Source organism: Rhodobium gokarnense (assembly GCF_025961475.1).
In the GTDB taxonomy this organism is placed as follows: Bacteria; Pseudomonadota; Alphaproteobacteria; order Rhizobiales; family Rhodobiaceae; genus Rhodobium; species Rhodobium gokarnense.
In genome coordinates this window covers 289417-314339 of the sequence record NZ_JAOQNS010000002.1, presented here as the reverse complement: position 1 = coordinate 314339, position 24923 = coordinate 289417, and the positions used below count along the sequence as shown (strand labels likewise).

The following is a 24923-nucleotide window of genomic DNA, read 5'->3' as shown; positions in this document are numbered from 1 at the left end:
CATGAAGTTTTTAGGTTCACAAATGGTAAGCGGCCGGTTTCGGCCGACAAATCAACGAACTATCGCCGCCATCCAGAACGTGTTGGGGTAGATCAGAAGTGCCGAGGCCGCCAGCGCGATGCCGAAGGGCGCGCCGTTGCCAGCGTTGTGCAGACGCTTCAGCCAGTCCTGTCCGGAGACCGCCGCCGGCAGCGGCACATGGCGGAAACTGAGGAGCGCAAGCGTCAGCCCGCCGCCGATGATGGAGGCGACCAGAAGGAACTCGAATGTCGCGGGCCAGCCGAACCAGAGGGCAACGGCGGCAGCGATCTTGGCGTCTGCGCCGCCCATCCAGCCGACGGAAAAACAGGCAAAGCCGATCGCCAGCACCAGGGCACTGACGGCGAGGTGCTGGCCGAAGAGCTGGAGGTCGAAGCCGGCAAAGGGCGCGAGCGCAAAAAACCCGCCGGCAAGCGCGAGCGACACCCAGTTGGAAATCTTCATGGTGAAGAGGTCCGAACTGGCGGCAAAGGCCATCGCCGCGGGGAAAAAGACCAAAAGCACCAGGCCGAGGAATCCGATATCGGAAAACATGCCGCCTCCCATCGCTGACCGCACTCCTGTGGTAGCAGTGACGGCTGAAGATGCGGTAAACGCAGCCGCTCAAATGCCGGTCATGCGCCGTGCACCAGCCCCACATGCAAGAAGAGCCGACCCGCCAAGGCGCGCCGGCTTTTCCTGAAACCTTGCGCGGAACGGGGCAGCACTGGTTGAAAGCACCGCCATCCCGCTGTCGATCTGAAATCAGATCTTGTTGTTCGCCGCCAGCTGATCCTTGACGGTGGTAAAGGTCGTCACGAGCTCGTCGCCGAGCTGGCTGACGATGGTGATGATGGCGACGGAAATCAGGGCGGCGATGAGGCCGTATTCGATGGCGGTAGCGCCTTCTTCGTCCTTGACGAAACGCATGACCAGGTTCTTCATTTTCAGCTCCATACTTCTCTAAAGTTTGCACCGGTTCGTCGGATTGTTGTCCGGCCGATCGAAACCGTGTGCACCCTAGCAACGGCATCTTTCCCAATGATTAAGTTGATCGTACACATCCGCCCCTATTCGCCATGATTATTGGTTTGGTTAACAATCCTTCAACTTGATCGTACACATCGAAACCGAAATTTTTCTGAGTATTTTTTTATATTTTACTGGGGGTAACTTTTTGATTTGAAATATTCTGCGCTCCCCGCCCCAGGGCTTCGCTTCGCCACGGCAAGACGAAACGGCTTCCACCGCCCAAGTAAAAGGTGGCAAGCCGGGGGAACAAGTCTCAGACAACCGCGCCCGGGTCCGTTTCGACATCACGCGCCAAGAAGCATGCCCGAAGGCTTCCGCAAAACTGCGGATAAACACCATACAGTGCCCACCTGAGATACTACGGGGCCCGCAACGCGGCCATTTCACGGGGTTTTCCGCCAACGGGTCGTACAGTTAGGGAAAGATTCACCAATTTCGGGAAAGGATCGGGACGTCCCTTCTTAAGGAGCGGTTTCATGTTCCGGCCCGCAAAGACGGCGTCTGCCGCATTGGCGATCACCATTGGCTTTCTTGTCCTTGCAACGGCCAGCAGCGCGCCGGCGCTCGCCAAGCAACCGATCTTCGCCTCCGTCGATCGCGCCAAGGTCATGCATATCGAGGGCGGTGCCGACACGATCATCGTCGGCAATCCCGCTGTCGCCGATGCGGTGATGCACGACGCCACGACACTGATCATCGTCGGGCGGAGCTACGGCACCACCAATCTCATCGTGCTGAACGCCGACAACGAGCCGATCGCCGACGAGACCATCATCGTACGCCCCACCGACACCTCCATGGTCACCGTGCAGCGCCAGGGAGCCCGCTATTCCTATAGCTGTGCCCCGACGTGCGTTCCGGCGCCGATGCCCGGCGACCAGAACGATTATTTCGAAAACGCCGGCAAGCAGACCTCCCAGCGCAACGAAGCCGCACAGGCGGCCGCCATGGGCTTCAAGAAGAAGTAGGCTCTTTTGCCGGCGCGGCCCGCCGCTTTTCTGCCGGCGCCTCCGGTCCGGTAACCTGGCGTTTACGATGCCGCCGAATCCAAGGCGTTTGGCGTCTACAGCCGACAATCGAAACCCTTCATCAATGTTCCCCTGATATTAATCCGGAGCGAAATTGTTCCGGTCGATCGTTTGGTTGACGGAGCCAAGAGGGGAAGGAATGCGCGACTTCGCGACATCCACCGGGAAGATCATTGGCCGCATGGCCCGGCGCGTCGTTCCGCGCCGGTTCCTCGCCAATGAGGACGGTGTCTATGCGATCGAGTTTGCCCTCGTCTCGATCTGGTTCTTCCCGCTCCTTTTCATGATCTTCGAGGTCGCCTTCACGATCTTCGCCAATCAGTTGCTCGACAATGCCGTCTCCGACACCGCGCGGCTGATCCGCACCGGCCAGGCGCAGCAGCAGTCGTTCAGCAAGGCCAAATTCAAGGAAGAGGTCTGCGGCCAACTCACGGCGATGTTCGATTGCGACAATTTCCTGCATATCGATGTGCGGACCTTCGACAACTTCACCTCCGCGAACGAGGCGTCCAGTCCGGTTGAGGAAGTCACCGACGAAGAAGGCGAGACCAAGCGGGAAATCGACGAAGGCAAGATGGCGTACGACCAGGGCGGGGCCCGCGACATCGTCGTGGTCCGGGCCTACTATGAGTGGCCGATGATCAGCCCGATGTCGAGCCTGATCTTTTCCGACCTGTCGAACGGCCGCCGCCTGCTCGCCTCCGTTGCCGCCTTCCGCAACGAACCGTTCCCCTGGTGACCCGCAGGTGCCGCCGATGACGTATCCGTCCCGCATCGTCCAGACTGTTGTTGAGAGCGCCCGCCGCTTCCATCGGGATCTGGCCGGCATCGCCGCGGTCGAGTTCGCGCTGCTGGCGCCGATCCTGATCACCACCTTCATCGGCACGGTGGAGCTCTCCGAAGCGATCACCATCAACCGCAAGATCACCCAGACCGCGAGCACGCTCGCCGACCTCGTCACCCAGGAAACCCAGATGACCGACGACGAGATCGACAATGTGTTTTCGGCGACGGAAATGGTGATGTCGCCCTACGACGCCAGCGGTCTGAAGATCATCGTCTCCGCCGTCGGCGAGGACGAAGACACCGGCAACGCCGAGGTGAAATGGAGCAAGGCGCAGAACGATACCGCCTGGAGCAAAGGCGCCGCGCCGCCGATCGCCATTCCGGACAGCCTCGACCTTTCCGACCAGTGGCTGATCATCGCCAAGGTCGAATTCAGCTATGAGGCGATCTTCCCGACCCTTGCCGACGAGCTCTTCGGCTCGCCGAACTTCGAAATGGAAGAGACGACTCTCCTGAGGCCGCGCAACTCGGCGACCATCGAGTATAACTGACCGGACCGGTGCCTTTTTCGCGGACGGTCGACCTTTCCCCTCGCCCCGCCTCATCCATTGTCCGGGCCGGCACCCGCCGGCGGCGCCGCTGCCGGCACCTTCGCGGCGGGGGCGAACACCTCCACCATCGGCAGATAGGCATCCTCGGCAACCCCTGAAAATCCGCCGCCGAAATGGCGCTCGACCGCGTCATAGGCGGTGCGGTCGAGGGACTTCAGCCGGAGGAGCGCGGAGCGCAGCCGGTCCTTCAGGGGCTGCGGCAGGCGCCGGGAGACCGCGTGCGGCCCGTGGGCGATCGGGCGCGAGCGCCAGACGACGCGCAGATCCCGCCCGGCGATTTCGCCGGACGCCGTGAGATCGGCAAGCGGCCCGCGGGTTCCGCCTTCCGGCTCCCAGGCGACGGCGGCATCGCCGAGCCCGGCCAGCACCGTGCGGATCGCGGCCTTCGGCCCGTCGGCATGGCGGATGCGGGAAAAGAACGCCGCCGGTTCGATACCGGCAGCGGCGATTTCGGCCATCGGCACCAGATCGCCGGCCGTCGCGCCGGACCGGCCGAGGATCAGCGACTTTCCTTTCAGGTCGTCGATGGTCTCGGTCGCCGCGTCGGCGCGCACCACGATCACAGCGCGATAGGAAAGGCTGCCATCGGCGGATGCGGGCGCGGCTATCGGCTCGATACATCCGCATAGCGCCGATGCGGCGCCATAGGCGGCGGCACTGTAGATTGCGTAGTCGATGCGGCCGGTGGCGTGGGCGTCGATGAGGCTCGCATAGCCGATGGCGGGAACGAACTCGACCGGCAGGCCGGCCTCGACGCTGATGCGGCGGCGGAACGGCTCCAGTTGCTTGAGGCGCTCGATCGGATTGGCACCGACGACGACGCCGATGCGCAGCACCTTGACGGTGTCGCGCCAGTCGGCGCGCGCGGGCAGCCCGGCCGCCAGCACTGCGACGACGGCGGCAATGAGGAGCGGCATGGCGCCGATCCGGATCATCCTCACCTGGTCCCTGTGTTCCGCCCCTCGCGCCTCAGATACTGCGTCACAAGGCCCGCGATTTCAAACCGAAATGCTTGCGCGATCCGCTTGCCTTGCCGGAATCGCCCGGCCAAAACGGGACATCCGTGCCGCCAGTTTCCCCCTTCGCCGACGCACCGCCCCGGACTTTCGCCATGACCAGACCCAAGATCGACGCCGTCATTTTCGATATCGGCCGGGTGCTCGTCGCCTACGAGCCCCGCCTGCTGTTCCGGCAGATCCTGCCGGACGAGGCGGCCGTCGACCGGTTCCTTGCCGAGGTCTGTACGTCCGAATGGAACTACCAGCAGGATCTGGGGCGAAGCTGGGATGTGGCGATTGCCGAGCGGATCGCGCGTTTCCCGGACCAGGAAGAGGCCATCCGCGCGTTCCGGACCCGCTGGCAGGAAATGGTGCCGGGGCCGATCCCGGAAAGCGTCGAACTCCTGGAAGCGCTGCACCGGAGCGGGGTTCCGCTCTACTCGATCACCAATTTTTCCAGCGACACCTTTGCCGAGACCAGGGCGCGGTTTTCCTTCCTCTCGCTCTTCCGGGACATCGTCGTCTCGGCCGAGGAAGGGCTCGGCAAGCCCGACCCGCGCCTCTTCCAGCTGGCGATCGAGCGCTTCGGCATCGAGCCTGCGCGGGCGCTCTTCATCGACGACGTCGCCGCCAATGTGGAGGGCGCACGCTCCGTCGGGCTTCAGGCGGTACAGTTCATCTCGCCGGAGGAGCTCCGGGCGGATTTCGAACGCTTCGGGTTGCCGGTGGAGTGACGCTTTTCGGTCGGGGCACGGTCGGACGACCGTTGCCCTTCCGCCTGCGACACCCCCTGCCGTCACCACGGGCTTGACCCAGGGCCTATTACCCCTGTCCAAACGGTAGGCCGGTCGTTGTCGGACCGCCGTTGCCTGGATCGCTTCGCTTCGCTCGCAATGACGATTTCCTCAAATATTTCAGTGTCATTGCGAGGAGGCCGTTAGGCCGACGCGGCAATCCAGAACGCTGCACACTCCGAAGTGTACAATCGCGATATCTCACCCCGCGGCGTCCTCGAACCCCGTCAGTACGTTGACGCAGTTGATGCCGAGTTCGGCGACGGCGTAGCCGCCCTCCATGATGAAGGCCGTCGGCAGGCCGGCGCCGGCGAGCGCGGCGCCCATCTTCAGGAAATCGTCGCTCTCCAGGGTGAAGCGCGAGATCGGGTCCTTCGCGAAGGTATCGAGGCCGAGGGAGACGACGAGGGCGTCGGCGCGGGAGGATTTTATGCGCACGAGCGCGGCTGCCAGCGCGTCGGAATAGGCCAGCCAGTCGGTGCCGATGGCTAGCGGCATGTTGATGTTGCAGCCCTCGCCCGCCCCGATGCCGGTCTCGTCGGCATAGCCGAGGAAATAGGGGAACTCGTCGGCCGGATCGGCGTGGAGCGAGACGAAGAGGACGTCGGCGCGGTCCTCGAAGATGGCCTGGGTGCCATTGCCGTGGTGATAGTCGACGTCGAGGATGGCGACGCGTTCCGCGCCCTTTGCCAGGAACCCTTCGGCCGCGATCGCGGCGTTGTTGAGGAAGCAGTAGCCGCCATAGAAATCGGAGGCGGCGTGGTGGCCGGGCGGGCGGCAGAGGGCGAAGGCGGCGCGCTCGCCACCGGACACGATGTCGACGGCGGAAAGCGCCGTGTCGGCGCCCTTGCGCGCAGCAATCCAGGTGCCTTCCGTCAGCGGCGAGCCGGCATCGAAGGAGTAGTAGCCGAGGCGACCGTCGATGTGGCGCGGCGGAGCGTTGCGCCTGAGACCCGGCACCGGCCAGACGAACGGAAAGGCCTCGCCGGCGCGGCCGGCGTCCTGCCAGTCGGCCCAGAAGCCTTTGAGGAACTGCAGATAGTCGGCGCCGTGGACGCGGGCGATGAGCGTATCGTCATGGGCCGTCGGCGCTTCAAGCGGCCCGAGCCCGACCTCCTCGATACGCGCCTTCACGATCTCGGCCCGCGCGGGCTTTTCGACGGCATCGACGAGGGCGCCGTCGGAGATTTCTTTCTGAGGGTCGTGGCGCGCGTGGTCGGGAGAATAGACGGTCCGCATGGCGGGAACTTCCGGGAAAGGACGGCCGGCGCGCCGCACTTTGGCGGCACGCCGGTCCGAAATCGATGCGGCCGCGGCAGGGTCGCCGCGGCGTTTATCGTCAGATGGTCTGGTTGTAGTCGCCGACTTCCGGGTTCTCGCGGAGGACCCCGTCGACGGCGTGGAACATGTCGCGCATGCGCTCCTCGGAGACCGGGCTTTCGACGACGACGACCAGCTCCGGCTTGTTGGAGGAGGCGCGCACCAGGCCCCAGGTCCCGTCGTCGGCGACGACACGCACGCCATTGACCGTGACCAGGTCGAGGATGTCGTGGCCGGCGACCTTGTCGCCGTTGGCCTTCATTTCCTGGAAGCGGGCGACGACCTTGTCGACGACGCCGTATTTGGTCTCGTCGTCGCAATGGGGCGACATGGTGGGCGAGCCCCAGGTGTGCGGCAGGGCCTTGCGCAGGTCCGCCATGGTCTTGTCCGGGTTGTTGTCGAGCATCTTCAGGACGGCGATGGCCGACACGAGGCCGTCGTCATAGCCGCGGCCGATCGGCTTGTTGAAGAAGTAGTGGCCGGACTTCTCGAAGCCGACGAGGGCGTTGAGTTCGGTCACCCGGCGCTTGATGTAGGAATGGCCGGTCTTCCAGTAGTCGGTCTTGGCGCCGTTTGCCTGCAGGACCGGGTCGGTCATGAACAGGCCCGTCGACTTCACGTCGACGACGAACTGGGCGTCGGCATGCTGGGCCGAAAGGTCGCGCGCGAGCATGACGCCGACCTTGTCGGCGAAGATTTCCTCGCCGGTGTTGTCGACGACGCCGCAGCGGTCGCCGTCGCCGTCGAAGCCGAGGCCGATCTCGGCGCCGGTCTCCAGCACCTTGTCGCGCAGGGCATGGAGCATCTCCATGTCCTCCGGGTTCGGATTGTAGCGCGGGAAGGTGTGGTCGAGCTCGCAGTCCAGTTCGATGACCTCGGCGCCGATCTCGCGCAGCACGCGCGGCGCGAAGGCGCCGGCCGTGCCGTTGCCGCAGGCGCAGACCACCTTGATCGGCCGCTTCAGCTTGAAGCTGGACGTCAGGTCCTCGGTGTATTTGTCCGGGAAGTTTTCGACGAAGACATAGGTGCCGCCGCCGGACAGGTCGAATTCACCGTTGAGGACGATGTCCTTCAGCCGGCCCATTTCGTCCGGACCGAAGGTGAGCGGGCGGTCGCAGCCCATCTTGACGCCGGTCCAGCCATTGTCGTTGTGGGACGCGGTGACCATGGCGACGGCCGGAACGTCGAGGGCGAACTGGGCGAAATAGGCCATCGGCGAGAGCGCCAGGCCAATGTCGTGGACCTTGACGCCCGCCGCCATCAGGCCGTTCACCAGCGCCATCTTGATGGCCGAGGAATAGGACCGGTAGTCGTGGCCGGTGACCAGTTCCGGCTTGACGCCGCGCTCCTTGATCAGGGTGCCGAGGCCCATGCCGAGGGCCTGGACGCCCATCAGGTTGAGCTCGGGCGGCTTGTCGGAGCCGGGGTGGCCGAACCACCAGCGCGCATCGTATTCGCGAAAGCCGGTCGGCTTGACCAGCGGCTCGGATTCAAAGGCATAGGTATTGGGCTGGAGCGACGGCTTGGGGGTCGGAAACATCAAAAGGCCTCGCGATGTGAATAGAAGAATATCTAGGATGGTGTTAGCCGATCGGCCAACTTTTGCCTAGACCGGACATAGGTGGAATGAGGGGAAGGGCGCAGTTGTTCCAGCCCCGGCCGCAACGGCAGCCGGGAGGGCAGCAGCCGCAAGGATGCGGAGCTTACGGGCGCAGCACGAGTTCGCCGCCGCGCATGTCGGCGCGCGACAGGCGGCTGAGGAACGACATGCCGAGGAGCGTGACGGAGAGTTCGCCGCGGCGGGCGACGAGGGCGCGCACATTGCCGACACGGATGGAGCCGAGGCGGATCTCGCGAAGGTCGGTGGCGGCCGTCGTGGTCCGGCCGTTGGCGGTGCTGACCGGGACGGTGAACTTCGATTCCGGCGGCAGCACGCCGATGCTGCGCGCGTCCTCATAGGTGAGGACGACGGCGGTCGCGCCGGTGTCGATGACGGCGTCGATCTGGCGGCCGTTGATGCGCGGCTCGGCGAAGAAATGGCCGCTGCGGTCGGCCTTCAGAACCATGGTGCCGCCGCTCGCCCGGGCGGGCTCGCGCGCCGGCTCGTCGCCGGGGACGGAGACGGCAAAACTCTCCGGATTGTCGGCGAAATCCTGCAAGAGCCGCGGGCCATAGAGCGCCGCAACGCAAGCAAGGACCAGAATAACGATGATGCGCACCATGGCGTCCGCTCCCTAGACGTCTTTCCGGTATCAGAAAAACCTTGTCGGGCCGTAAAGCGGCTATTTTCTCGGTTTGGCGCGCGTCGTCGGGTCAGCAGTGCGCGGGTCTTCCGGCCAGGGGTGCTTGGGATAGCGGCCGCGCATGTCGCGGCGGACATCCGCCCAGGAGCCGCGCCAGAAGCCGGGCAGGTCCCGCGTCAACTGGATCGGCCGGCCGGCCGGCGACAGGAGTTCGATGACGACCGGCGTTCCGGCGAGCACCGGGTGCGTGTCGAGGCCGAAGAGCTCCTGGGGACGGACGGAAAGGGTCGGGCCGGCTTCCGCGCCATAGTCGACGGGCGCGGTGCGGCCGGTCGGCAGGGAGATTTCCTCCGGCGCCAGCCGGTCAAGCATGGCGCGGGGCGCAAGGACGTCGAAGGCGGCGTGGAGGTCGCCTGAGGAGATGTCGGCCAATGCCGACTTGCCGGCTATGAAGGGACCGAGCCAGGTATCCAGCGTTCCCGTCAGGGCATCGTCGGAAACATCCGGCCAGCTTTGCGGATCGCGCGCATGCAAGAACGCGATGCGACCGCGCAGGCGTTCCAGCTTGGCCGTCCAGGGCAGGCAGGCAAGGCCGAGGCCCTTGATGCCGCCAAGGAGCGCGGCCGTGACGGCCTCCGGATCGGGGTTCGGCTCCGGCGTCTCGTCGAGGACGAGGCTGTCGAGGCGACGGCGGCGCCTGGCGCGGACGGCCCTGGCGCCCCGGTCAAAGGCGACGTCGACCGTCGTCTCGATGCGGTCGGCGAAATCGGCTTCGATGTCGGCGAGGGAGAGCGGCGCAGCGAGCGTGATCCGCGCGGATTTGGCCGCGCCCTGCAACTCGGCGACGGCGAAGAACGGAGTGCCCGCCAGCGGGTGCGTCTCGTCGAGGCGGCCGCCGCGGCCATTGGCGAGACGGAAATGACCGTGCGCTCCACGCGCTTGCGCGATGCGGTCGGGATAGGCGATGGCCAGGAGGCGGCCGGCATCCGCCGGATCGCCCTTCCTGAGTGCTCCGCCGGCCCGGCGCGCCCAGCCTTCCGCCAGCTTGCGGGCACTCGCGGCCCTGCCCTTCTCCAACCGCAGCCGGCGCAGGCGGTCGGTGAGGTCCACATCGGTGCCGCCGAGGCCGCGTTCGGAGACGAGGACGGCGATTTCGGCGGCCAATAGCGCCTCGCCGGTCTCCGCCGCGCGGGCGACCATATGCGCAAGGCGGGGATGGAGCGGCAGGTCAGCGATCGCTTTGCCGGCATCGGTCAGCCGGCCGTCGCCGTCGAGGGCATCAAGGCTCTTGAGGAGCGCCACGGCCTCGGTCCAGGCGGGCTTCGGCGGCGGATCGAGCCACTGAAGGCTCGCCGGATCGCTGGTCCCCCAGGCGGCGAGGTCGAGGACGAGGCCGGCGAGATCGGCTTCCAGGACCTCCGGCCGGTCGAACGGCTGCAAGGCGGCCGTCTGGCCCTCCTCCCAGAGGCGATAGCAGATGCCGGGCTCGAGCCGGCCCGCGCGGCCGCGGCGCTGGTCGGCGGCCGCGCGGGAGACGCGGGTGGTCTCCAGGCGCGTCAGTCCATTAGCCGGCTCATAAACGGGTTTTCTCGCCAATCCGCAGTCGATGACGACGCGGACACCCTCGATGGTGAGCGAGGTCTCGGCGATGGCGGTCGCCAGCACCACCTTGCGCCGTCCGGCCTCGGCCGGGCGGATGGCGCGGTCCTGGTCGGCCGGTCTCAAGGCGCCGTAGAGCGGGCAGAGATCGACGGTCTCCGGCACGGCCTCGCCGAGCCGATCGGCGGTGCGTTCGATCTCGCCCTGGCCGGGCAGGAAGACGAGCACGGAGCCGGTCTCCTCCCTCAGCGCCTTGCGGACGGCGGCAGCCGCCTCATCCTCGATGCGCTTCAAGGGATCGCGGCCGAGATAGCGGGTTTCGACGGGAAAGCTGCGGCCCGGGCAGTCGATGACGGGAGCCTCGCCGAGAAGCGCGGCGACGCGGGCGCCGTCGATGGTCGCCGACATGACGAGGAGGCGGAGATCGGGGCTGAGCGCCTCGCGGGCCTCCATTGCCAGTGCGAGGCCGGTGTCGCCGTCGAGGCTCCGCTCGTGGAACTCGTCGAAGAGGACGGCGGCAACGCCGGAGAGTTCCGGATCGGCGAGGATACGCCGGGTGAAGACGCCTTCGGTCACGACCTCGATGCAGGTCCGCTTCGAGACGCGGCTCTCCATCCTGACCCGGTAGCCGACCCTCTCGCCGACCTCCTCGCCGAGCATGGATGCCATCCTTCGCGCGGCGGCGCGGGCGGCGAGCCGGCGCGGCTCCAGCACAACGATGCGGCCGTCGCCGCGCCAGTCGGCATCGAGGAGCGCGAGCGGCACGCGCGTCGTCTTGCCCGCGCCCGGCGGCGCGACGAGCACGGCGTCGGGCCGCTCGCTGAGGCTTTTCAGAAGCTCCGGCAGGGCGGATTCGATGGGCAAAGTCATGGCGGATTATATGAGCCGGGGACCGTCAATGCCTTTGGTTTTTTGAACCGAAGCTCGTCAACGCCCTTTGCGCCCGCTCACGCCGTGTAGCGGGCGGCGGAGAGGTCGATGGCGAAGCGGTCGGTGCCCTTGGCCAGCGCACAGAGGCCGGCGAGCGCCGGCTCGGCCGTCGTCACCACATAGACCGGCATGGCGGCGACCAGGTCGCGGTGCGGGGCCTTCGCCTCGAAGGCCGCCCGGAACCCGCCGGCCTGCAGCCAGGGGACGATGCGCGGGGCGATGCCGCCGGATAGGAACACCCCTCCCTTTGCGAGGAACACCAGGGCGAGGTCGCCGGCGGTGCGTCCGAGGGCCGAAACGAAGCATTCCAGCGTCCTGGCGGCGAATGGGTCGTCCTTGGCTGCGGCGGTGATCTTTTCCGGCGCGTCGAACACTGGCGCTGTGCCGGCGGCGGCGCAGACGGCGCGGTAGAGCCTGAGGAGCCCCGGCCCTGATATGACGGTCTCGGCGGTGACCCGCCCCTCGATGCGTTCCAGGTGGCGCCAGATTTCCGCATCGTCATCGCCGGGACCGAGTTCCACATGGCCCGCCTCGCCGGCGACCGGCACCCAGCCGCCCGGCGATGGCACCAGACCGGCAACGCCGAGGCCGGTTCCGGGGCCGAGCACGAGCTTTGCCGCGTGCGCCACCGGGCCCCTGCCGCCGATCTGCGAGAGTTCCCCGGCGTCGAGCCCCGGGAGGGCCAGCGCCTGGGCCGCGAAATCGTTTACGAGAATGACTTCGTCGAGGCCGACATCGCCGGCAACCTTCTTCGGCGTGATGTCCCAGGGATGGTTGGTGAGGCGCATGTCGTCGCCGCCGACCGGGCCGGCAAAGGCGATGATCGCGGTACGGACCGGGGTGCCGAATTCCGACAGCACGGCGGCCATCGCCGCGCCGAGGCCGGGATAGTCGGCGACCTTGACCTTCTTCAGGAACCGCATGTCGGCGGCCGGATCGGCAAGATAGCCGAGCCGCAGATTTGTGCCGCCGAGATCGGCAAGGACGAGCGGGAAGTGGAGATGCTGGGGCAATGGGGCGCCGTCGGTCACGTCGGGCGGACTTCTTTACCGGAGGGATGTCTCGCGCCGGAGCGGCGCCTGATTTGACGCCACTCTAAAGCGGTTCTCGATAAACTTGAAGCCGTTCCGCGCTGCCCCGGCGCGGCCTATTGGGCGGCGTCGACCTGGACGATGACGGATTCCATGGTCTTCAGGAAGTCGTCCGGCAGGTGGCAACGGATCAGGTGGCCGGCGCCGAGATCGCGCAAGGCCGGCTTTTCTCTCTCGCAGAGATTGCCGGGCACGCGGTGCTTGTGCTGGCAGCGGGTCTGGAAAGGACAGCCGGACGGCAGATTGACGGCGGACGGGATCTCGCCCTCCAGCACGATGCGCTTCTTCTCGATCGCGGTATCGGCGATCGGCACGGCCGACAGAAGCGCCTCGGTATAGGGATGGTAGGGCGGGGCGAAGACCTCGTCGGTCAGCCCCTCCTCCATGATGTGCCCCAGATACATGACGACCACCCGGTCGGCGAGATAGCGCACCACGGAGAGGTCGTGGCTGATGAAGAGCAGCGTCGTGCGCGAGCTCCGCTGGATGTCCATCAGGAGCTCGGTGACGGCGGCCTGGACCGAGACGTCGAGGGCCGAGACCGGCTCGTCGGCGACGACGACACGGGGCCGGCCGGCGAAGGCGCGGGCGATGCCGATGCGCTGCTTCTGGCCGCCGGAGAGCTGGCGCGGCATGCGCTCGGCGAATTCGCGCGGCAGCTTGACGAGGTCGAGGAGATCCAGCATGCGCTCGCGGCGTTCCGCCTGGCTTTTGCCGACCTTGAATTTTTCCAGGACACGGATGATCTGCATGCCGACGGCATGGCTGGGATTGAGCGTGTCGAAGGGGTTCTGGAACACCATCTGGATCGAACTCAGCGTCCCGGCGTCGCGGTTCTCCACCTCAAGACTGCCGATGTTGCGGTCGTCGAGCTTGACCCAGCCGTCGGTCGCGGTCTCAAGGCCGAGGAGCACCTTGGCGAAGGTCGACTTGCCGCAGCCGGATTCGCCCACGATGGCGACCGTTTCCGCCTCCAGCGCCGTCAGCTCGATCTCCTCCACCGCCTTGACGACGCGCTGCTCGCCGCCGCCAAACATCTTGTTGGCGGAGACCTCGTAGTGCTTCTTCAGGTCGCTGACGACGAGGACCGGGCCGCCCGCCTCCACCGCGTCCTGCTGGACGGCATTTTCCGGCGGCTTCTGCCAATCGATCTCCTCAAAGCGCACGCAGCGGCTCCTGTGGCCTTCGGTGCCCGGCACCGGGATCATGGGGATCGGGCCGACGTCGCAGATGCCGGGGCGGAAGTGCTCGCAGCGCGGGCCGAAGCGGCAGCCGTCCGGGCGCTCGGTCGGCAGTGGCAGTTGACCGGGAATGGCGACCAGCGGCCGTGTGTTCTTGTTGGCGCCGGGCAGCGGCAGGGAGCGCAGGAGCCCCTGCATGTAGGGGTGGCGGATGTTGTTGAACATCTCCTTGCAGGTGCCGACCTCGACCGCCTCGCCGGAATACATCACCGTGATCTTGTCGCAGGTCTCCAGGATGAGGCCGAGATTGTGGGAAATGAAGAGGATCGAGGTGCCGAACTTTTCCGCCAGTTCGGCGATCAGCTCGATGATGCCGGCCTCGACGGTCACGTCCAGCGCCGTCGTCGGCTCGTCGAGGATGAGGAGCGAGGGCTTCGAGAGCAGCGCCATGGCGATGACGATGCGCTGTTGCTGGCCGCCGGAGATCTGGTGCGGGAAGGCGCGCATGATGCGCCTGGGGTCCGGCAGGCGCACGGCCTCCAGCATGGCGAGCGCGCGCTCCTCGGCCTCGGCCTTCGACACGTCCTCGTGTTCCAGCGGCACCTCGATGAGCTGGCGGCCGATGCGCATCGCCGGATTGAGGCTCGCCATCGGCTCCTGGTAGACCATGGCGATCTTGGAGCCGCGGATCTTCCTCAGTTCGCCATCGGACATGTTGACGAGGTCGCGGCCCATGAAGGTCATGGAGCCGTCGACGATGCCGCCATTGGTGCCGAGGTCGCGCATGATGGCGAGCGCCACCGTCGACTTGCCGCAGCCGGATTCGCCGACAAGGCCCATCGCCTCGCCGGGCATGACGCGGCAGGAGAAATCCTTCACCGCGTCGATCTCCACGGCGCGGGTGAAATAGGAAATCGACAGGCCCTTGATGTCGAGGATCGGTTCGACGGCGGCGGATTGGGTCGTCTCGCTCATGATCCGTTCCTCAGTCTTTCAGCGACTGCTCGCGCAGCCCGTCGGCCAACAGGTTGAGGCCGAGCACCAGCGTGGCGATGGCGATGGTCTGGGGCAGCACGATGGTCGGCACGATGCGGATGAAGCCGCGGGTCTGGTTGATCATGGAGCCCCAGTCGGGGGATTCCGGCGCCAGCCCGAGACCGAAGAAGCCGAGGGTGCCGAGCAGGATCGTCGTGTAGCCGACGCGCAGGCACGCATCGACGATCAGCGGCCCGCGGGCGTTCGGCAGGATCTCCCAAAGCATGATGTAGGCCGGCCGCTCGCCGCGGGTCTGGGCGGCGGCGACATAGTCCCTGGTGCGGATATCCATGGTGAGGCCGCGCACGATGCGGAAGACGCCGGGCGAGGAGGCAAAGACGACGGCGGCGAAGATGTTGAGCTCGTTCGGCGCCAGCGAGAAGACGCCGAGCGGGTCGGCATCGAAGACGAGGCCGGCATAGATCCAGCCGCCGACGACGAGGGTGACGGCCATCAGCGACCAGAATATCTGCGGCCGGGCCGCATAGCGGGAATGGAACAGGATGCCGAGGAAAAGGATCGGGAAAATGAAAAAGAGCCCGGCCATGAACACCGGGATCGCCGTCTCGCGCACGCCGGGCGTCACCAGAAGGTAGAACAGCACGATCACCGGGAAGGCGAGCACCAGGTTGGCGATGAAGGAGAGGACGGCATCGATGCGACCGCCGAAATAGCCGGCCGGCAGGCCGAGCGTGATGCCGACCACATAGGCAACGAAGGTCGCGGCCGGGGCGATCGCCAGGACAAAGCGCGAGCCGTGCACCATGCGGCTGAAGAGGTCGCGGCCGAGATTGTCGGCGCCGAAATAGAACGGGATGCCGGTTTCCGCCTCGACGGTGCCGGGCACGGCGCGCTTCAGGAGCGCGAACTGCTCCAGCGGCGGGAAGGTGGCGACGACGTCGGCAAAGAGCGCGGTCAGGAGCCAGAACAGGACCAGCATCAGGCCGACAAAGCCGACCCCGGAATCAAAGAGGTGCCCGTAGAGCCCGAGGCGGCCGCGAAAATAGAAGCTGGTGCCGAGGATCGCGGCGAGGCAGGCCCAGACCGGCCAGAAGCGGAAGAGGACGCCAATGAGGATTTCCAGGGAACCGATCTCGGTCATCGTTCAGCTCCCTATTGCACGCGGATGCGCGGATTGAGGAAGGCGTAGCCGACGTCGGAGATCAACTGGGTGACGATGACCACGGCGACGGAGACGAGCGAACAGGCGAGCAGGAGGTCGATGTCGTTGTTGTCGGCGGCTTCCACCAGAACCCAGCCGAAGCCCTTGTAATTAAAGAGCTTCTCGACGATGACGACGCCCGTCAAAAGCCAGGGGAACTGCAGCATGATGACCGTGAAGGGGGCGATCAGAGCGTTCCTCAAGGCATGGCGCAGCACGATGACGGGGAACGACAGGCCCTTCAGCCGTGCCGTGCGGATATATTGCGAGGTCATCACCTCGGTCATGGAGGCCCGGGTCATGCGGGCGATGTAGCCCATGCCGTAGAGCGCCATGGTCATCACCGGCAGGGTGAAGCTCCAGAAGTCGATGTCGCCGGCCTTGGCGACGCCCTTGAACCAGCCGAGCCAGGTGGCAAAGATGACGGTGAAGATGATGCCGGAGACATATTCCGGCGTTGCCGTCGTGATGATGGAAAAGATGGACAGACTTCGGTCCGTCTTGGAGCCTTCGCGCATGCCGGCGAGGACGCCGATGATCAGCGCGCCGGGCACCATGGTCGCCATCACCCAGAAGGCGAGGATCCCCGTATAGCCGAGGCGTTCGGGAAGGACGTCGTTGACCGGGCGGCGAAAGCGGGTGGAATGGCCGAGCTCGCCGGTCATGGCGTTGGTCAACCACTCGCCGTAGCGCAACAGGAATGGACGCCGGTAGCCGTTGTTTTCCAGCCAGGTCTCGATGGCCTCGTCCGACATGCGGATGTTGCCCTGTTCCAGCGCCAGCTTGCGCAGGTTGGGCTCCAGATTGACCAGCGAGAAGACGATGAACGTCAGGGCGACCATCGTCGCCAGCATGACGCCGAGACGCCGCAGAATGAAACCGAGCATTTAGAGCCGGACCTCCCCCGTGGAGCCGAGGCGAACCGGGACGGGGGCGGCCGACACCGCCCCCCGTCCGATTTGTTTATTCGTCGAGCCAGACGTCGTGGAAGTGCTGCTCGTAGGCGGGGTGCATGGCGTCGCCCTTCACGGCATCGGTCATGTGCTTGAAGAGCGAGCGCCAGTAGGGCTGGATGATGACGCCGGAGTCCTGCAGGATCTTCTCCACGTTCTCCATCATCGCCTTGCGCTTTTCCACGTCCGGGGTCGCCAGCGCCTCTTCCAGGGCCGCATCGAACTCCTTGTTGGACCAGGCAGACTCGTTCCAGGCGCCGCCGCTGCGGTAGCCCAGCGCCAGCACCTGAACGCCGAGCGGGCGCATGTTCCAGTTGGTCGTGGAATAGGGGTATTTGGTCCAGTTGTTCCAGAATGAGGAGCCGGGAATGACGGTCCGCTTGATCTTGAAGCCGGCCTCGCGGAGCTGGGCGGCGATGGCGTCGGTGGTGTTGCGGCGGTAGTCGTCGTCGATGGAGATGAGCTCGTGCTCGAAATCCATCTGGCCGGCCTCTTCCATCAGCTTCTTGGCCGCCTCGATGTCGCGCTTGACCGGCGGCAGCTCGAAATATTCCGGATGGATCGGGCAGACATGGTGGTTTTCCGCCACCGTGCCGGCGCCGCTGATGCCGAGCTGCAGCACCACCTCATTGTCGACGGCAAGCTGCAGGGCGCGGCGCACCCGCTGGTCGTCATAGGGCTTGTTGTTGACGTTGGTGCGCGCGACCACGGTTGCCGACGTCACCGCCTCGGACTTCTTGAGGCCGAGAGCGTCGAAGACCTCCACGAAGTCGGCCGTCGACTCGTAGTTCATCTGCACTTCCTCGGCCTCGAAGGCGGCGACCTCGGCCGCCGGATCGGTGCCGAAATCGGTCCATTCAACGCCGTCGAGGAACGCCTCGCCGCCCCACCAGGAGCCGTTCTCGCGGCGCTTGACCTCGGCGCGCACGCCCACCTCCAGGGCGACCAGCTCGAAGGCGCCGGTGCCGATCGGGTTCTCCGACAGCTTGCCGCCCATCTTTTCGAAGTCGCGGTGCACGACCAGTGCCGGGTAGTCGACCATGCCCGGGATGATGGTGATGTCGGGCTTGGGCAGGGTCAGCTTGACGGTGTGGTCGTCGACGATCTCAATGGCGCCGTCGCGGGCCTTGCCGGTCTCGTCGTCGATGAGAGAGGACATGCGGCCGGCCATGGAGTTGCCCTCCACGCCCTTTTCGCACCAGCGATTGAGGTTGAGGGCGACGTCCTCGGCGGTGAAATCGTCACCATTGTTCCAGGTCACGCCCTTTCGCACATTCAGCACGTATTCGGTGGCGTCGTCGTTGACGTCCCAGCTTTCCAGCAGCCACGGCTTGAAGGTGAAGTCGTGGGTGTAGAGCACCAGCGGCTCGACGACCTGGCGGGCGACATTGGCCATTTCCGACCAGTCGAAGATGCGCGGATCGTCGACGCGGCGCACATTCATGGAAACTTTCAGGATGCCGCCCTTCCTGGGCTCCTCAGCCCGCGCTTCGTTCGGCGCGGCAAGGCCGAGAAGGCCGTAGGCGGTGGCGGTGGTGGCGCCGAAGGCGGTCGCCATGGCGAGGAATTCGCGGCGGTCGATCCGGCCTTTTCGTGCGGCTTCCGCCCACTCCCGGATCTGGGGTTTCAGCGGTTTGCCGTTGATGGTCTCATCGTGTTGGGTCATTGCTGCACTCCCTTATCACTCGCGGTGCGTTGTCGTTTTGGAGCCGGCCGTCATCAGCCGGCCTCGTCTCGTTGGCGCGCCGTCCCGGATAGGAGGCGGCCCGCGTCGATCGTCTCAAAACGCCATGACGAAGATGCGCTCGTCAGTGCTGTTCCCCTCGCCCCGTCCTGTCGTTTCGCGGACCGGTCATCGCCGGACCGCACGGTGATTTGTTCTATCGGGGCCGGACAATGGAAGCCTTCGGGACCGTTCGCGGCCCGCGGAAAAGCGACACCCATCGTCCAAATCTCGTAATTTGGCGGCGTCAAGCCCTGTCGGTTACAGCTTATTTCCTCCCGGCGCGGTGTCGTTCTTGAAACGCGCTCGTCCGAGGATAGTGCGCCGAGAGCACGGGGCGCAACCGCCTATCCGGATATTGGGAGAAAAATCCGGGTCGCTGCTTTCGGCAAAAAGGAAATACAGCAGAATAACTTATATGGAGCCGCAATCTACAGGAAGCGCTTGCTTAAATACTGTCGTTCGCTTCTCATATGCAATGGAACGTAACGGACGGCATGTAATACCGCATGCGCCTTCGGCCGAAATGCCGGCGGCCGGCCCGCGCCGTCAGGGCGTTCTCCGGGTGGCGGCCAGGCGCTCCTCGTCCAGCGCGATGCCGAGGCCCGGCGCCTCGCCGAGCACCAGCCAGCCGTCCTCGTGGGTGATCGGGGCGGCCAGCGGGAAGTCGCGGCGCGCCGGGGACCATTCCGGCGGGTCGTAGGGGAATTCCAGCCATGGCGTCTCGCCGATCCCGGCCGTCAGATGGGCGTTGGCGAGCACGCCGATGCCGTTGGTCCAGCTATGGGGCGTGAAGGCGATGTTGTGCTCGCGGGCCATCAGGGCGACACGTCTCAGGCCCGTGATGCCGCCGACGAGGGCGACGTCGGGCTGCAGGATGTCGAGGGCCCTGTCGGCAATGAGGTCGCGGAAGTCGTGTAGTTCGCGTGTCATCTCGCCGCCGGCAATGCGCAACGACGTCGCCTCGCGGAGCGCCCGCATGCCGGCGCGGTCGGCCCGGTGCAGCGGTTCCTCCATCCAGTAGACGCCGAGACGCTCCAGTTCGCGGGCGACCTGGAGGGCGTCCTTGTAGGTCCAGGGCGCGGCCGTGTCCCAAGGCATGCGCCAACCCTGGTTGCAGTCGACCATCAGCTCCAGACGGTCGCCGAGGCGGGCGCGGATCGCTTCCAGCACCTTCAGATCGGCGCGCCAGCCGTCGCGGCCGCCGGCACTTGAGGAAAACCGGATCTTCATGGCCGGAAATCCTTCGCCGGCAAATTTTTCTGCCATTTCGACCATTTCGGCGGTATCGCGGAGCACCCCAGAGGAGGCGTAGAGCCGGACCCGGTCGGCCCGGCCGCCAAGCAGGCGCCAGACCGGCTCGCCGGTGATTTTTCCGTAGAGGTCCCAGAGGGCGAGGTCGAGCGGCCAGCAGCGACCATAGTGGAACTGGATGTGGGACAGCACCTCGTAGTGGCGTTCGACGCGGCGCGGGTCCTCGCCGAGAAACAAGTTCTCGTGGCCGGCAAAGCCGAGCATCAGGTCGCCGGAGCCGATGCCTTCCCTGCCCTCGTCGTCGCGGACGCGGACGATGGTCGCGTCGAAATGCTCCCGCGGCCGGCCGTCCCAACTCGCCTTGAAGGGCGGATCGAGGGGCAGTCGGTGGTGGGAAATGGCGATGGACGCGATGCGGCTCATGGCGCTCCGTCTACCCTCCCGGCATCGCTCAGGCGAGATCCATGATGCGGGCGGCGAAGGCGTCGATGTCGGCATCCGTGACGGTGCGGGCCGTCGCCTCGCGCATCGGCGCGTTGGCCGGCAGCCGCATCTCGTCCGCAAGGTCCCCAGCGGTCTTTTCCTTGAAGGATTCAGGCAGGCGCTTTTCCACGCCGCATGCGGCCATCAGGCCGGAGAACCAGCCCGGCAGGGCCGCGGCGTTATCGAGGCCGCAGGCGCGGGCGGCCCGGGCGAAGCGGCCGTCATCCTCCTCCACGGACCAGGCGAGCGTGGCGTCGAGCCCGAGCGCCGTCGCAAAGCCGTGGTGGATGGGGCCGAGGCCGGAGAGCGCGTGGGAGATGGTGTGGGCGATGGCCGTGCCGCAGGCGTCGATGCCAATGCCGGCATAGGCAGCGCCGAGCAGCAACCGGCCGCGGGCGGCGAGGTCCGTCGGGGTCTTGACCGCGGTCTCCAGCGCGCCGGCGATCAGTTGCAGGGCGAGGAACGAGTGCATGTCGGCGGCGGCGAAGCGGCGCCGGTTGGTGCAGGCTTCCAGCGCATGGACGAAGGCGTCGAGCCCGGTCCAGGCCGTCAGCGTCGCCGGCAGGGAGACGGTCGTCTCCGGATCGAGGATGACGACGTCGGGTTTTGCCGCGGCGTCATGGACCCAGAGCTTCTTGCCGTCGGGGCCTGCAAAGACGGCGGTCGCCGTCACCTCGGCGCCGGTGCCGGCCGTCGTCGGCACGGCGATCATCGGCATCTGCCGGCGCGGCAGCGGGTTTTCGCCGAGCTTGTAGTGGAGCACGCCCTCCTTGGAGGCGGCGACGGCGGCGGCGATCTTTGCCGCATCGATGGCCGAGCCGCCGCCCATGGCAACGACGAGGCCGGGGCCGGTCATGCGCACGCGCTCGGCGGCGGCGTCGATGTCGGCGGCCTTCGGCTCGCCGGCGATCTCGGCATGGACCTCGACCGTGGCGCCCGCCGCACCCAGCGCCTCGGCAACGGGCGCGGTGGCGTCCATTTCGGCAAGGGTGGCATCGGCGATGAGGAGGATCGGCGCCTCGCCGCCCGACGCCCGCAAGGCGGCCGCATGGTCGGCGATCTTTTTCACCTCGCCCGCCCCGAAGACGAGTTCGGGGATCGGGCCGAGCCGGAAGGGCTGGGTCGCAAAAGCATCGAGCGGGTTTTCGGTGGTCATGGTGCGGTCCCCCTGACCGGAACGGCGCTTCGATCATCCAACTTTTTGGACCATAGCCAAAAAAGCGGCGCGCATCAAAAAGAGGCACGGGCAAGGACAGCCGATCAGAAATCGGTCGGCGCGCCGCCCTCTTCCTTGCGCCTGGCGACGAAGGCCTCCAGCTCCTCGCGGATCGCCTGATCCATCGGCGGGGCCTCATAGGCGGCGACGATCTTCTTCCAGAGCGTGTTGGCGCGCTCGTGCACCGTGCGCCCGCCGGCCTCCATCCAGGTCTCAAAGTTGCTCCAGTCGGACAGGAACGGCGCGTAATAGGCCGTGCGGTAGCGCTCCATGGTGTGGGCGACGCCGAAGAAGTGGCCGTGCGGACCGACCTCGGCGATGGCGTCGAAGGCGAGCGTTGCGTCGTCGACCACGACGGGCTGGTGGTAGTAGGCGATCTGCTGCAACACCTCGCAGTCCATGACGAACTTTTCCATGCTGGCGAGCAGCCCGCCCTCCAGCCAGCCGGCGGCATGGTAGATGACGTTGGCGTGGGCGGTGGTGGCGCCGAACAGCGAGTTCATGCTCTCCCAGACCGCCTGGCCGTCGGGGAAGTTGGCGGCATTGGCGCCGGTGGAGCGAAACGGCAGGCGGTAGAACCGCGCCATCTGGCCCGACATCTGGGTGGCGCGCATGAATTCCGGCGTGCCGAAGGCCGGGGCACCCGTCTTCATGTCCACATTGGACGTGAAGGCGCCATAGCCGACCGGCACGCCCGGATTGATCTCCTGAAGGAGCGCGATGGCGGCGAGCGCTTCCGCCGTCTGCTGGGCGATGGCGCCGGCAAGGGTCACCGGGGCCATGGCGCCCGACAGGGTGAACGGGGTGACGAGCACCGGCTGGCCACGGCGCGCCATGCGCATGGCGCCGTCGAGCATCGGCCAGTCGTGCTTCAGCGGCGAGGAGGAGTTGATGTTGGTGAACATGCGCGGCCGGGCGTCGAACTCCTCATGGGTCAGGCCGGCGGCAATGCGCACCATTTCCATGGCGTCCTCGACCCGCTCCGTGCCGAGGCAATAGGCGTGGATCACCTTGTCGGTGAGGACCAGCTTGTCGAGGATGGCATCCAGATGCCGGACGGACGGGTGGATATCGATGGGCTCGACCGGATAGCCGCCGACGAAGTGGATACAGTTGAAGGCGTGGGAGAGTTTTAGGAGGGTGCGGAAGTCCTCCCTTGTGCCCGTGCGACGGCCATGGTCGAGGTCGGTGACGTTGGGCGGGCTGGAAACGTTGCCGAAGGTGGTGTGGCGCCCGCCCCAGACGATGCTGCGATCCGGATTGCGCGGCGTGATCGTGATTTGCGCCGGCGCCCTTCGCACGCGGTCCATGACGAAGTCGCGGTCCATGCGAACGCGGTCGCCGTTCGGGTCGACGTCGGCGCCGGCTTTTTTGAGGACCGCCTTTGCCTCCTCGTTGAGGAAGTCGATGCCGATCTCCTCCAGGATCCGCATGGCGGTGGCGTGGATCTTTTCCACGCCCTCTTCGTCGAGCGGCTCGATGGGCGGGTCCTGGTAGACCGGCTGGCGCCACGGCATCTGGTCGAGGACCGGCTTCGACGCAGCCTCGCCGCGGTTGCGGCGGCGCCCCCTTGGCCTTTCCTCGCGTCCGGTCATCAAGGCTCCCCATTGGCTGGCGTGCGGCGTTCACCGTGGCGGCGAACGCGACCCGGCGTTGTGCAGGGCTCGACGGATACTGTCGATTGCGCGACGGCATCCGTCCAGTGCCTTGCAACGCGCCGTTCGCCGGCGCTGCGGCGGGAGACGCCTCGTCACCCCTTTGCCGCACCGACCTTGCGCCCGAAACCGCCCGGCTCCGGAAGAGCCGCATGGGCGCGGGCGATCGGTTCCAGCCGATCCAGCACGGCGCGCGGCGCGGGCGTTGCCCGTCCCGCTTCGGTATCGACGTGGAGCAGCATCTGCTCGGCCGTCGCGACGATGCGGTCGCTCACGCAATGCCGGATGGTGTGGAAGACGTGCAGGCGCTTGTCGTCGGCCGCGATCACCTGGCAGGTGGTGTCGAGCCGCTCACCCAGCTTCGCCTCGCCGAGGTGGCGGATATGGGTCTCCACCGTGTAGTAGCTCGTCCCCTTTGCCACATAGTCGGCATCGACGCCGATGAGGCGCAACAGCCCGTCGGTGGTGTCGCCAAAGAGCTGCAGGTAGCGGTGCTCGGTCATGTGGCCGTTGTAGTCGATCCAGGCAGGGCCGACGGTTGTCTCGACTAGGCGCAAGGGGCCGGTGAGATCGAGCTCCGGCCTTGGGGCCTCGGACTGCAGCCGCGCCTCGAAATCCTTCAGGAGCGCCCCGGCTCCCCAGCCGGCGCCGTCATTGCCGGCCTTCAGGGCCTGCAGGATGGCAACGAGGTTGTCGTCGCGGATGCGTTCGAGATCGCGGATCGTCAGGTCTCCGGCCTGCTCGTCGCTCTGGGCGGCGATGCGGTCGATGAGGTCTTCGGTGAGGTCCGGGACGTCCATCAGCTTGGTCCAGGGCCATTTCAGGGCCGGGCCGAACTGGTGCAGGAAGTGGCGCATGCCGGCCTCGCCGCCGGCGATCCGATAGGTCTGGAAGAGGCCCATCTGCGCCCATCTGAGCCCGAAGCCGTAGCGCATGATGTCGTCGATTTCGGTGACCGTGGCGACGCCGTCATTGACCAGCCACAGGGCCTCGCGCCACAGCGCCTCCATCAGCCGGTCGGCCACGAAGGCCTCGATCTCGTGCTCGATGGCAACGCCCTTCATGCCGATCTCGCCGAGCAGTTTTTTCGCGCGGGCGATGGCATCCGGGCTAGTTCCTTTGCCGCCGACAATCTCGACCAGCGGCACCAGATAGACGGGATTGAAGGGGTGGGCGACGAAGAAGCGCTCAGGGTGCGCCATGTCGCGCTGGAGGTCGCTCGGCAAAAGGCCCGATGTCGATGAGCCGATGATCGCGTCTTCGGGCGCGGCGGCGTCGATCTCGGTGAGCACGGATCGTTTGAGATCGAGCCGTTCGGGCACGCTTTCCTGCACCCACTGGGTCTCGGCGACGGCTTCTTCCAGCGATCCGGCGAAGGTCAGCGTGCCGGGCTTCGGCAGCGGGGCCATGGTCAGCCGGCCATAGGCGCGGGTCGCGTTGGCGAGCACCGTCTCGACCAGGCGCCGGCAGTCCGGGTGCGGGTCGTAGACGGCGACGTCGTGGCCGGAGAGCAGGAACCGGGCGGCCCAGCCGCCGCCGATGACGCCGCCGCCGACGCAGGCGGCCTTCGTTATCCGGTGCATGGGGCGGCCTCCCCTCTCCCGTCACCCCGGGCGGAGCGCAGCGGAGACCCGGGGTCTAATGCCCCGGGCCGCATGGCATGCCGGTCGTTGGTGCACGTCGCGTTCTGGATTGCTTCGCTTCGCTCGCAATGACGGCCTTGGTTGTGTTTCTTCTGTGTTTTCAATGTCATTGCGAGGAGGCCGGCAGGCCGACGCGGCAATCCAGCAAACGGTCGCGACGGGCAACCG

Annotated in this window: 20 protein-coding genes; 4 read left to right on the top strand and 16 right to left on the bottom strand. The window is 66.4% G+C overall.

Translation table 11 applies throughout. From position 1 onward, the window contains the following. Positions 1-51: 51 nt before the first annotated feature. On the bottom strand, positions 52-573 hold the full coding sequence (locus M2319_RS04165) for an A24 family peptidase (protein ID WP_264600181.1): 522 nt from the start codon (positions 571-573) through the stop codon (positions 52-54). Positions 574-783: 210 nt separating this feature from the next. After that, entirely contained in the window at positions 784-963 is a 180-nt protein-coding gene (locus M2319_RS04160; RefSeq protein ID WP_264600180.1) for a Flp family type IVb pilin, read from the bottom strand. Positions 964-1526: 563 nt separating this feature from the next. Here M2319_RS04160 and M2319_RS04155 point away from each other — a divergent pair. The 3 genes from M2319_RS04155 (at position 1527) to M2319_RS04145 (ending at position 3415) form a co-directional block, all read left to right on the top strand. After that, positions 1527-2018: a pilus assembly protein N-terminal domain-containing protein gene (locus tag M2319_RS04155; RefSeq protein ID WP_264600179.1), complete on the top strand. Its 492-nt coding sequence runs from the start codon at positions 1527-1529 to the stop codon at positions 2016-2018. Positions 2019-2217: 199 nt separating this feature from the next. Next, positions 2218-2817, top strand: coding sequence for a TadE/TadG family type IV pilus assembly protein (locus M2319_RS04150; protein WP_264600178.1), 600 nt, complete (start codon positions 2218-2220; stop codon positions 2815-2817). Positions 2818-2833: 16 nt separating this feature from the next. Continuing rightward, positions 2834-3415: a TadE/TadG family type IV pilus assembly protein gene (locus M2319_RS04145; RefSeq protein WP_264600177.1), complete on the top strand. Its 582-nt coding sequence runs from the start codon at positions 2834-2836 to the stop codon at positions 3413-3415. 50 nt (positions 3416-3465) lie between these two features. On the opposite strand, the gene phnD is transcribed toward M2319_RS04145, so the two are convergent. Next, complete coding sequence (gene phnD / locus M2319_RS04140) at positions 3466-4410, bottom strand: phosphate/phosphite/phosphonate ABC transporter substrate-binding protein (RefSeq protein ID WP_264600176.1); 945 nt, start codon at positions 4408-4410, stop codon at positions 3466-3468. A 176-nt stretch (positions 4411-4586) separates the two neighbouring features. Between phnD and M2319_RS04135 the strand changes: the two genes are divergently transcribed. Beyond that, the gene (locus M2319_RS04135; RefSeq protein ID WP_264600175.1) at positions 4587-5207 is read left to right on the top strand and encodes an HAD family hydrolase; all 621 of its coding nucleotides are present in this window, start codon (positions 4587-4589) and stop codon (positions 5205-5207) included. Between the two features lie 261 nt (positions 5208-5468). Here the strand turns inward: M2319_RS04135 and M2319_RS04130 are convergent, their stop codons facing one another. From M2319_RS04130 to M2319_RS04070, 13 genes are all read right to left on the bottom strand, one after another. After that, on the bottom strand, positions 5469-6506 hold the full coding sequence (locus M2319_RS04130) for a histone deacetylase family protein (RefSeq protein WP_264600174.1): 1038 nt from the start codon (positions 6504-6506) through the stop codon (positions 5469-5471). Between the two features lie 100 nt (positions 6507-6606). Then, a complete protein-coding gene (locus tag M2319_RS04125) occupies positions 6607-8127 on the bottom strand; it encodes a phosphomannomutase/phosphoglucomutase (protein WP_264600173.1) in 1521 nt (506 codons plus the stop codon). A 163-nt stretch (positions 8128-8290) separates the two neighbouring features. Further along, positions 8291-8809 (bottom strand): retropepsin-like aspartic protease family protein, encoded by a 519-nt coding sequence (locus M2319_RS04120; RefSeq protein WP_264600172.1) that lies wholly within the window; start codon positions 8807-8809, stop codon positions 8291-8293. Between the two features lie 60 nt (positions 8810-8869). Beyond that, positions 8870-11299, bottom strand: coding sequence for an ATP-dependent helicase HrpB (gene hrpB, locus M2319_RS04115; RefSeq protein ID WP_264600171.1), 2430 nt, complete (start codon positions 11297-11299; stop codon positions 8870-8872). Positions 11300-11376: 77 nt separating this feature from the next. Further along, positions 11377-12390, bottom strand: coding sequence for a glucokinase (glk, locus tag M2319_RS04110; protein WP_264600170.1), 1014 nt, complete (start codon positions 12388-12390; stop codon positions 11377-11379). Between the two features lie 116 nt (positions 12391-12506). Then, entirely contained in the window at positions 12507-14606 is a 2100-nt protein-coding gene (locus tag M2319_RS04105; protein ID WP_264600169.1) for an ABC transporter ATP-binding protein, read from the bottom strand. Positions 14607-14616: 10 nt separating this feature from the next. Next, the gene (locus M2319_RS04100; RefSeq protein WP_264600168.1) at positions 14617-15768 is read right to left on the bottom strand and encodes an ABC transporter permease; all 1152 of its coding nucleotides are present in this window, start codon (positions 15766-15768) and stop codon (positions 14617-14619) included. 11 nt (positions 15769-15779) lie between these two features. Further along, positions 15780-16715: an ABC transporter permease gene (locus tag M2319_RS04095; protein WP_264600167.1), complete on the bottom strand. Its 936-nt coding sequence runs from the start codon at positions 16713-16715 to the stop codon at positions 15780-15782. 76 nt (positions 16716-16791) lie between these two features. Next, entirely contained in the window at positions 16792-18447 is a 1656-nt protein-coding gene (locus M2319_RS04090; RefSeq protein ID WP_264600166.1) for an ABC transporter substrate-binding protein, read from the bottom strand. 606 nt (positions 18448-19053) lie between these two features. Further along, a complete protein-coding gene (locus tag M2319_RS04085; RefSeq protein ID WP_264600165.1) occupies positions 19054-20181 on the bottom strand; it encodes a mandelate racemase/muconate lactonizing enzyme family protein in 1128 nt (375 codons plus the stop codon). A 28-nt stretch (positions 20182-20209) separates the two neighbouring features. Beyond that, complete coding sequence (locus M2319_RS04080; RefSeq protein WP_264600164.1) at positions 20210-21397, bottom strand: iron-containing alcohol dehydrogenase; 1188 nt, start codon at positions 21395-21397, stop codon at positions 20210-20212. Positions 21398-21501: 104 nt separating this feature from the next. Then, complete coding sequence (locus tag M2319_RS04075; protein ID WP_264600163.1) at positions 21502-23052, bottom strand: trimethylamine methyltransferase family protein; 1551 nt, start codon at positions 23050-23052, stop codon at positions 21502-21504. A gap of 155 nt (positions 23053-23207) precedes the next feature. Beyond that, positions 23208-24695 carry a carnitine 3-dehydrogenase gene (locus tag M2319_RS04070; protein WP_264600162.1) on the bottom strand — a complete coding sequence of 496 codons (1488 nt, stop codon included), beginning with the start codon at positions 24693-24695 and terminating at the stop codon, positions 23208-23210. Between the last annotated feature and the right edge of the window lie 228 nt (positions 24696-24923).

Excerpts from the sequence above, each read along its gene's own strand:
- M2319_RS04105 (WP_264600169.1), bottom strand. The coding sequence starts at position 14,606 with ATGAGCGAGACGACCCAATCCGCCGCCGTCGAACCGATCCTCGACATC.
- M2319_RS04150 (WP_264600178.1), top strand. The coding sequence starts at position 2,218 with ATGCGCGACTTCGCGACATCCACCGGGAAGATCATTGGCCGCATGGCC.
- M2319_RS04125 (WP_264600173.1), bottom strand. The coding sequence starts at position 8,127 with ATGTTTCCGACCCCCAAGCCGTCGCTCCAGCCCAATACCTATGCCTTT.
- phnD (WP_264600176.1), bottom strand. The coding sequence starts at position 4,410 with ATGATCCGGATCGGCGCCATGCCGCTCCTCATTGCCGCCGTCGTCGCA.
- M2319_RS04160 (WP_264600180.1), bottom strand. The coding sequence starts at position 963 with ATGAAGAACCTGGTCATGCGTTTCGTCAAGGACGAAGAAGGCGCTACC.
- hrpB (WP_264600171.1), bottom strand. The coding sequence starts at position 11,299 with ATGACTTTGCCCATCGAATCCGCCCTGCCGGAGCTTCTGAAAAGCCTC.
- M2319_RS04165 (WP_264600181.1), bottom strand. The coding sequence starts at position 573 with ATGTTTTCCGATATCGGATTCCTCGGCCTGGTGCTTTTGGTCTTTTTC.
- M2319_RS04085 (WP_264600165.1), bottom strand. The coding sequence starts at position 20,181 with ATGAGCCGCATCGCGTCCATCGCCATTTCCCACCACCGACTGCCCCTC.
- M2319_RS04070 (WP_264600162.1), bottom strand. The coding sequence starts at position 24,695 with ATGCACCGGATAACGAAGGCCGCCTGCGTCGGCGGCGGCGTCATCGGC.
- M2319_RS04080 (WP_264600164.1), bottom strand. The coding sequence starts at position 21,397 with ATGACCACCGAAAACCCGCTCGATGCTTTTGCGACCCAGCCCTTCCGG.
- M2319_RS04130 (WP_264600174.1), bottom strand. The coding sequence starts at position 6,506 with ATGCGGACCGTCTATTCTCCCGACCACGCGCGCCACGACCCTCAGAAA.
- M2319_RS04145 (WP_264600177.1), top strand. The coding sequence starts at position 2,834 with ATGACGTATCCGTCCCGCATCGTCCAGACTGTTGTTGAGAGCGCCCGC.
- M2319_RS04155 (WP_264600179.1), top strand. The coding sequence starts at position 1,527 with ATGTTCCGGCCCGCAAAGACGGCGTCTGCCGCATTGGCGATCACCATT.
- M2319_RS04135 (WP_264600175.1), top strand. The coding sequence starts at position 4,587 with ATGACCAGACCCAAGATCGACGCCGTCATTTTCGATATCGGCCGGGTG.
- M2319_RS04120 (WP_264600172.1), bottom strand. The coding sequence starts at position 8,809 with ATGGTGCGCATCATCGTTATTCTGGTCCTTGCTTGCGTTGCGGCGCTC.
- M2319_RS04075 (WP_264600163.1), bottom strand. The coding sequence starts at position 23,052 with ATGACCGGACGCGAGGAAAGGCCAAGGGGGCGCCGCCGCAACCGCGGC.
- M2319_RS04090 (WP_264600166.1), bottom strand. The coding sequence starts at position 18,447 with ATGACCCAACACGATGAGACCATCAACGGCAAACCGCTGAAACCCCAG.
- M2319_RS04095 (WP_264600167.1), bottom strand. The coding sequence starts at position 16,715 with ATGCTCGGTTTCATTCTGCGGCGTCTCGGCGTCATGCTGGCGACGATG.
- M2319_RS04100 (WP_264600168.1), bottom strand. The coding sequence starts at position 15,768 with ATGACCGAGATCGGTTCCCTGGAAATCCTCATTGGCGTCCTCTTCCGC.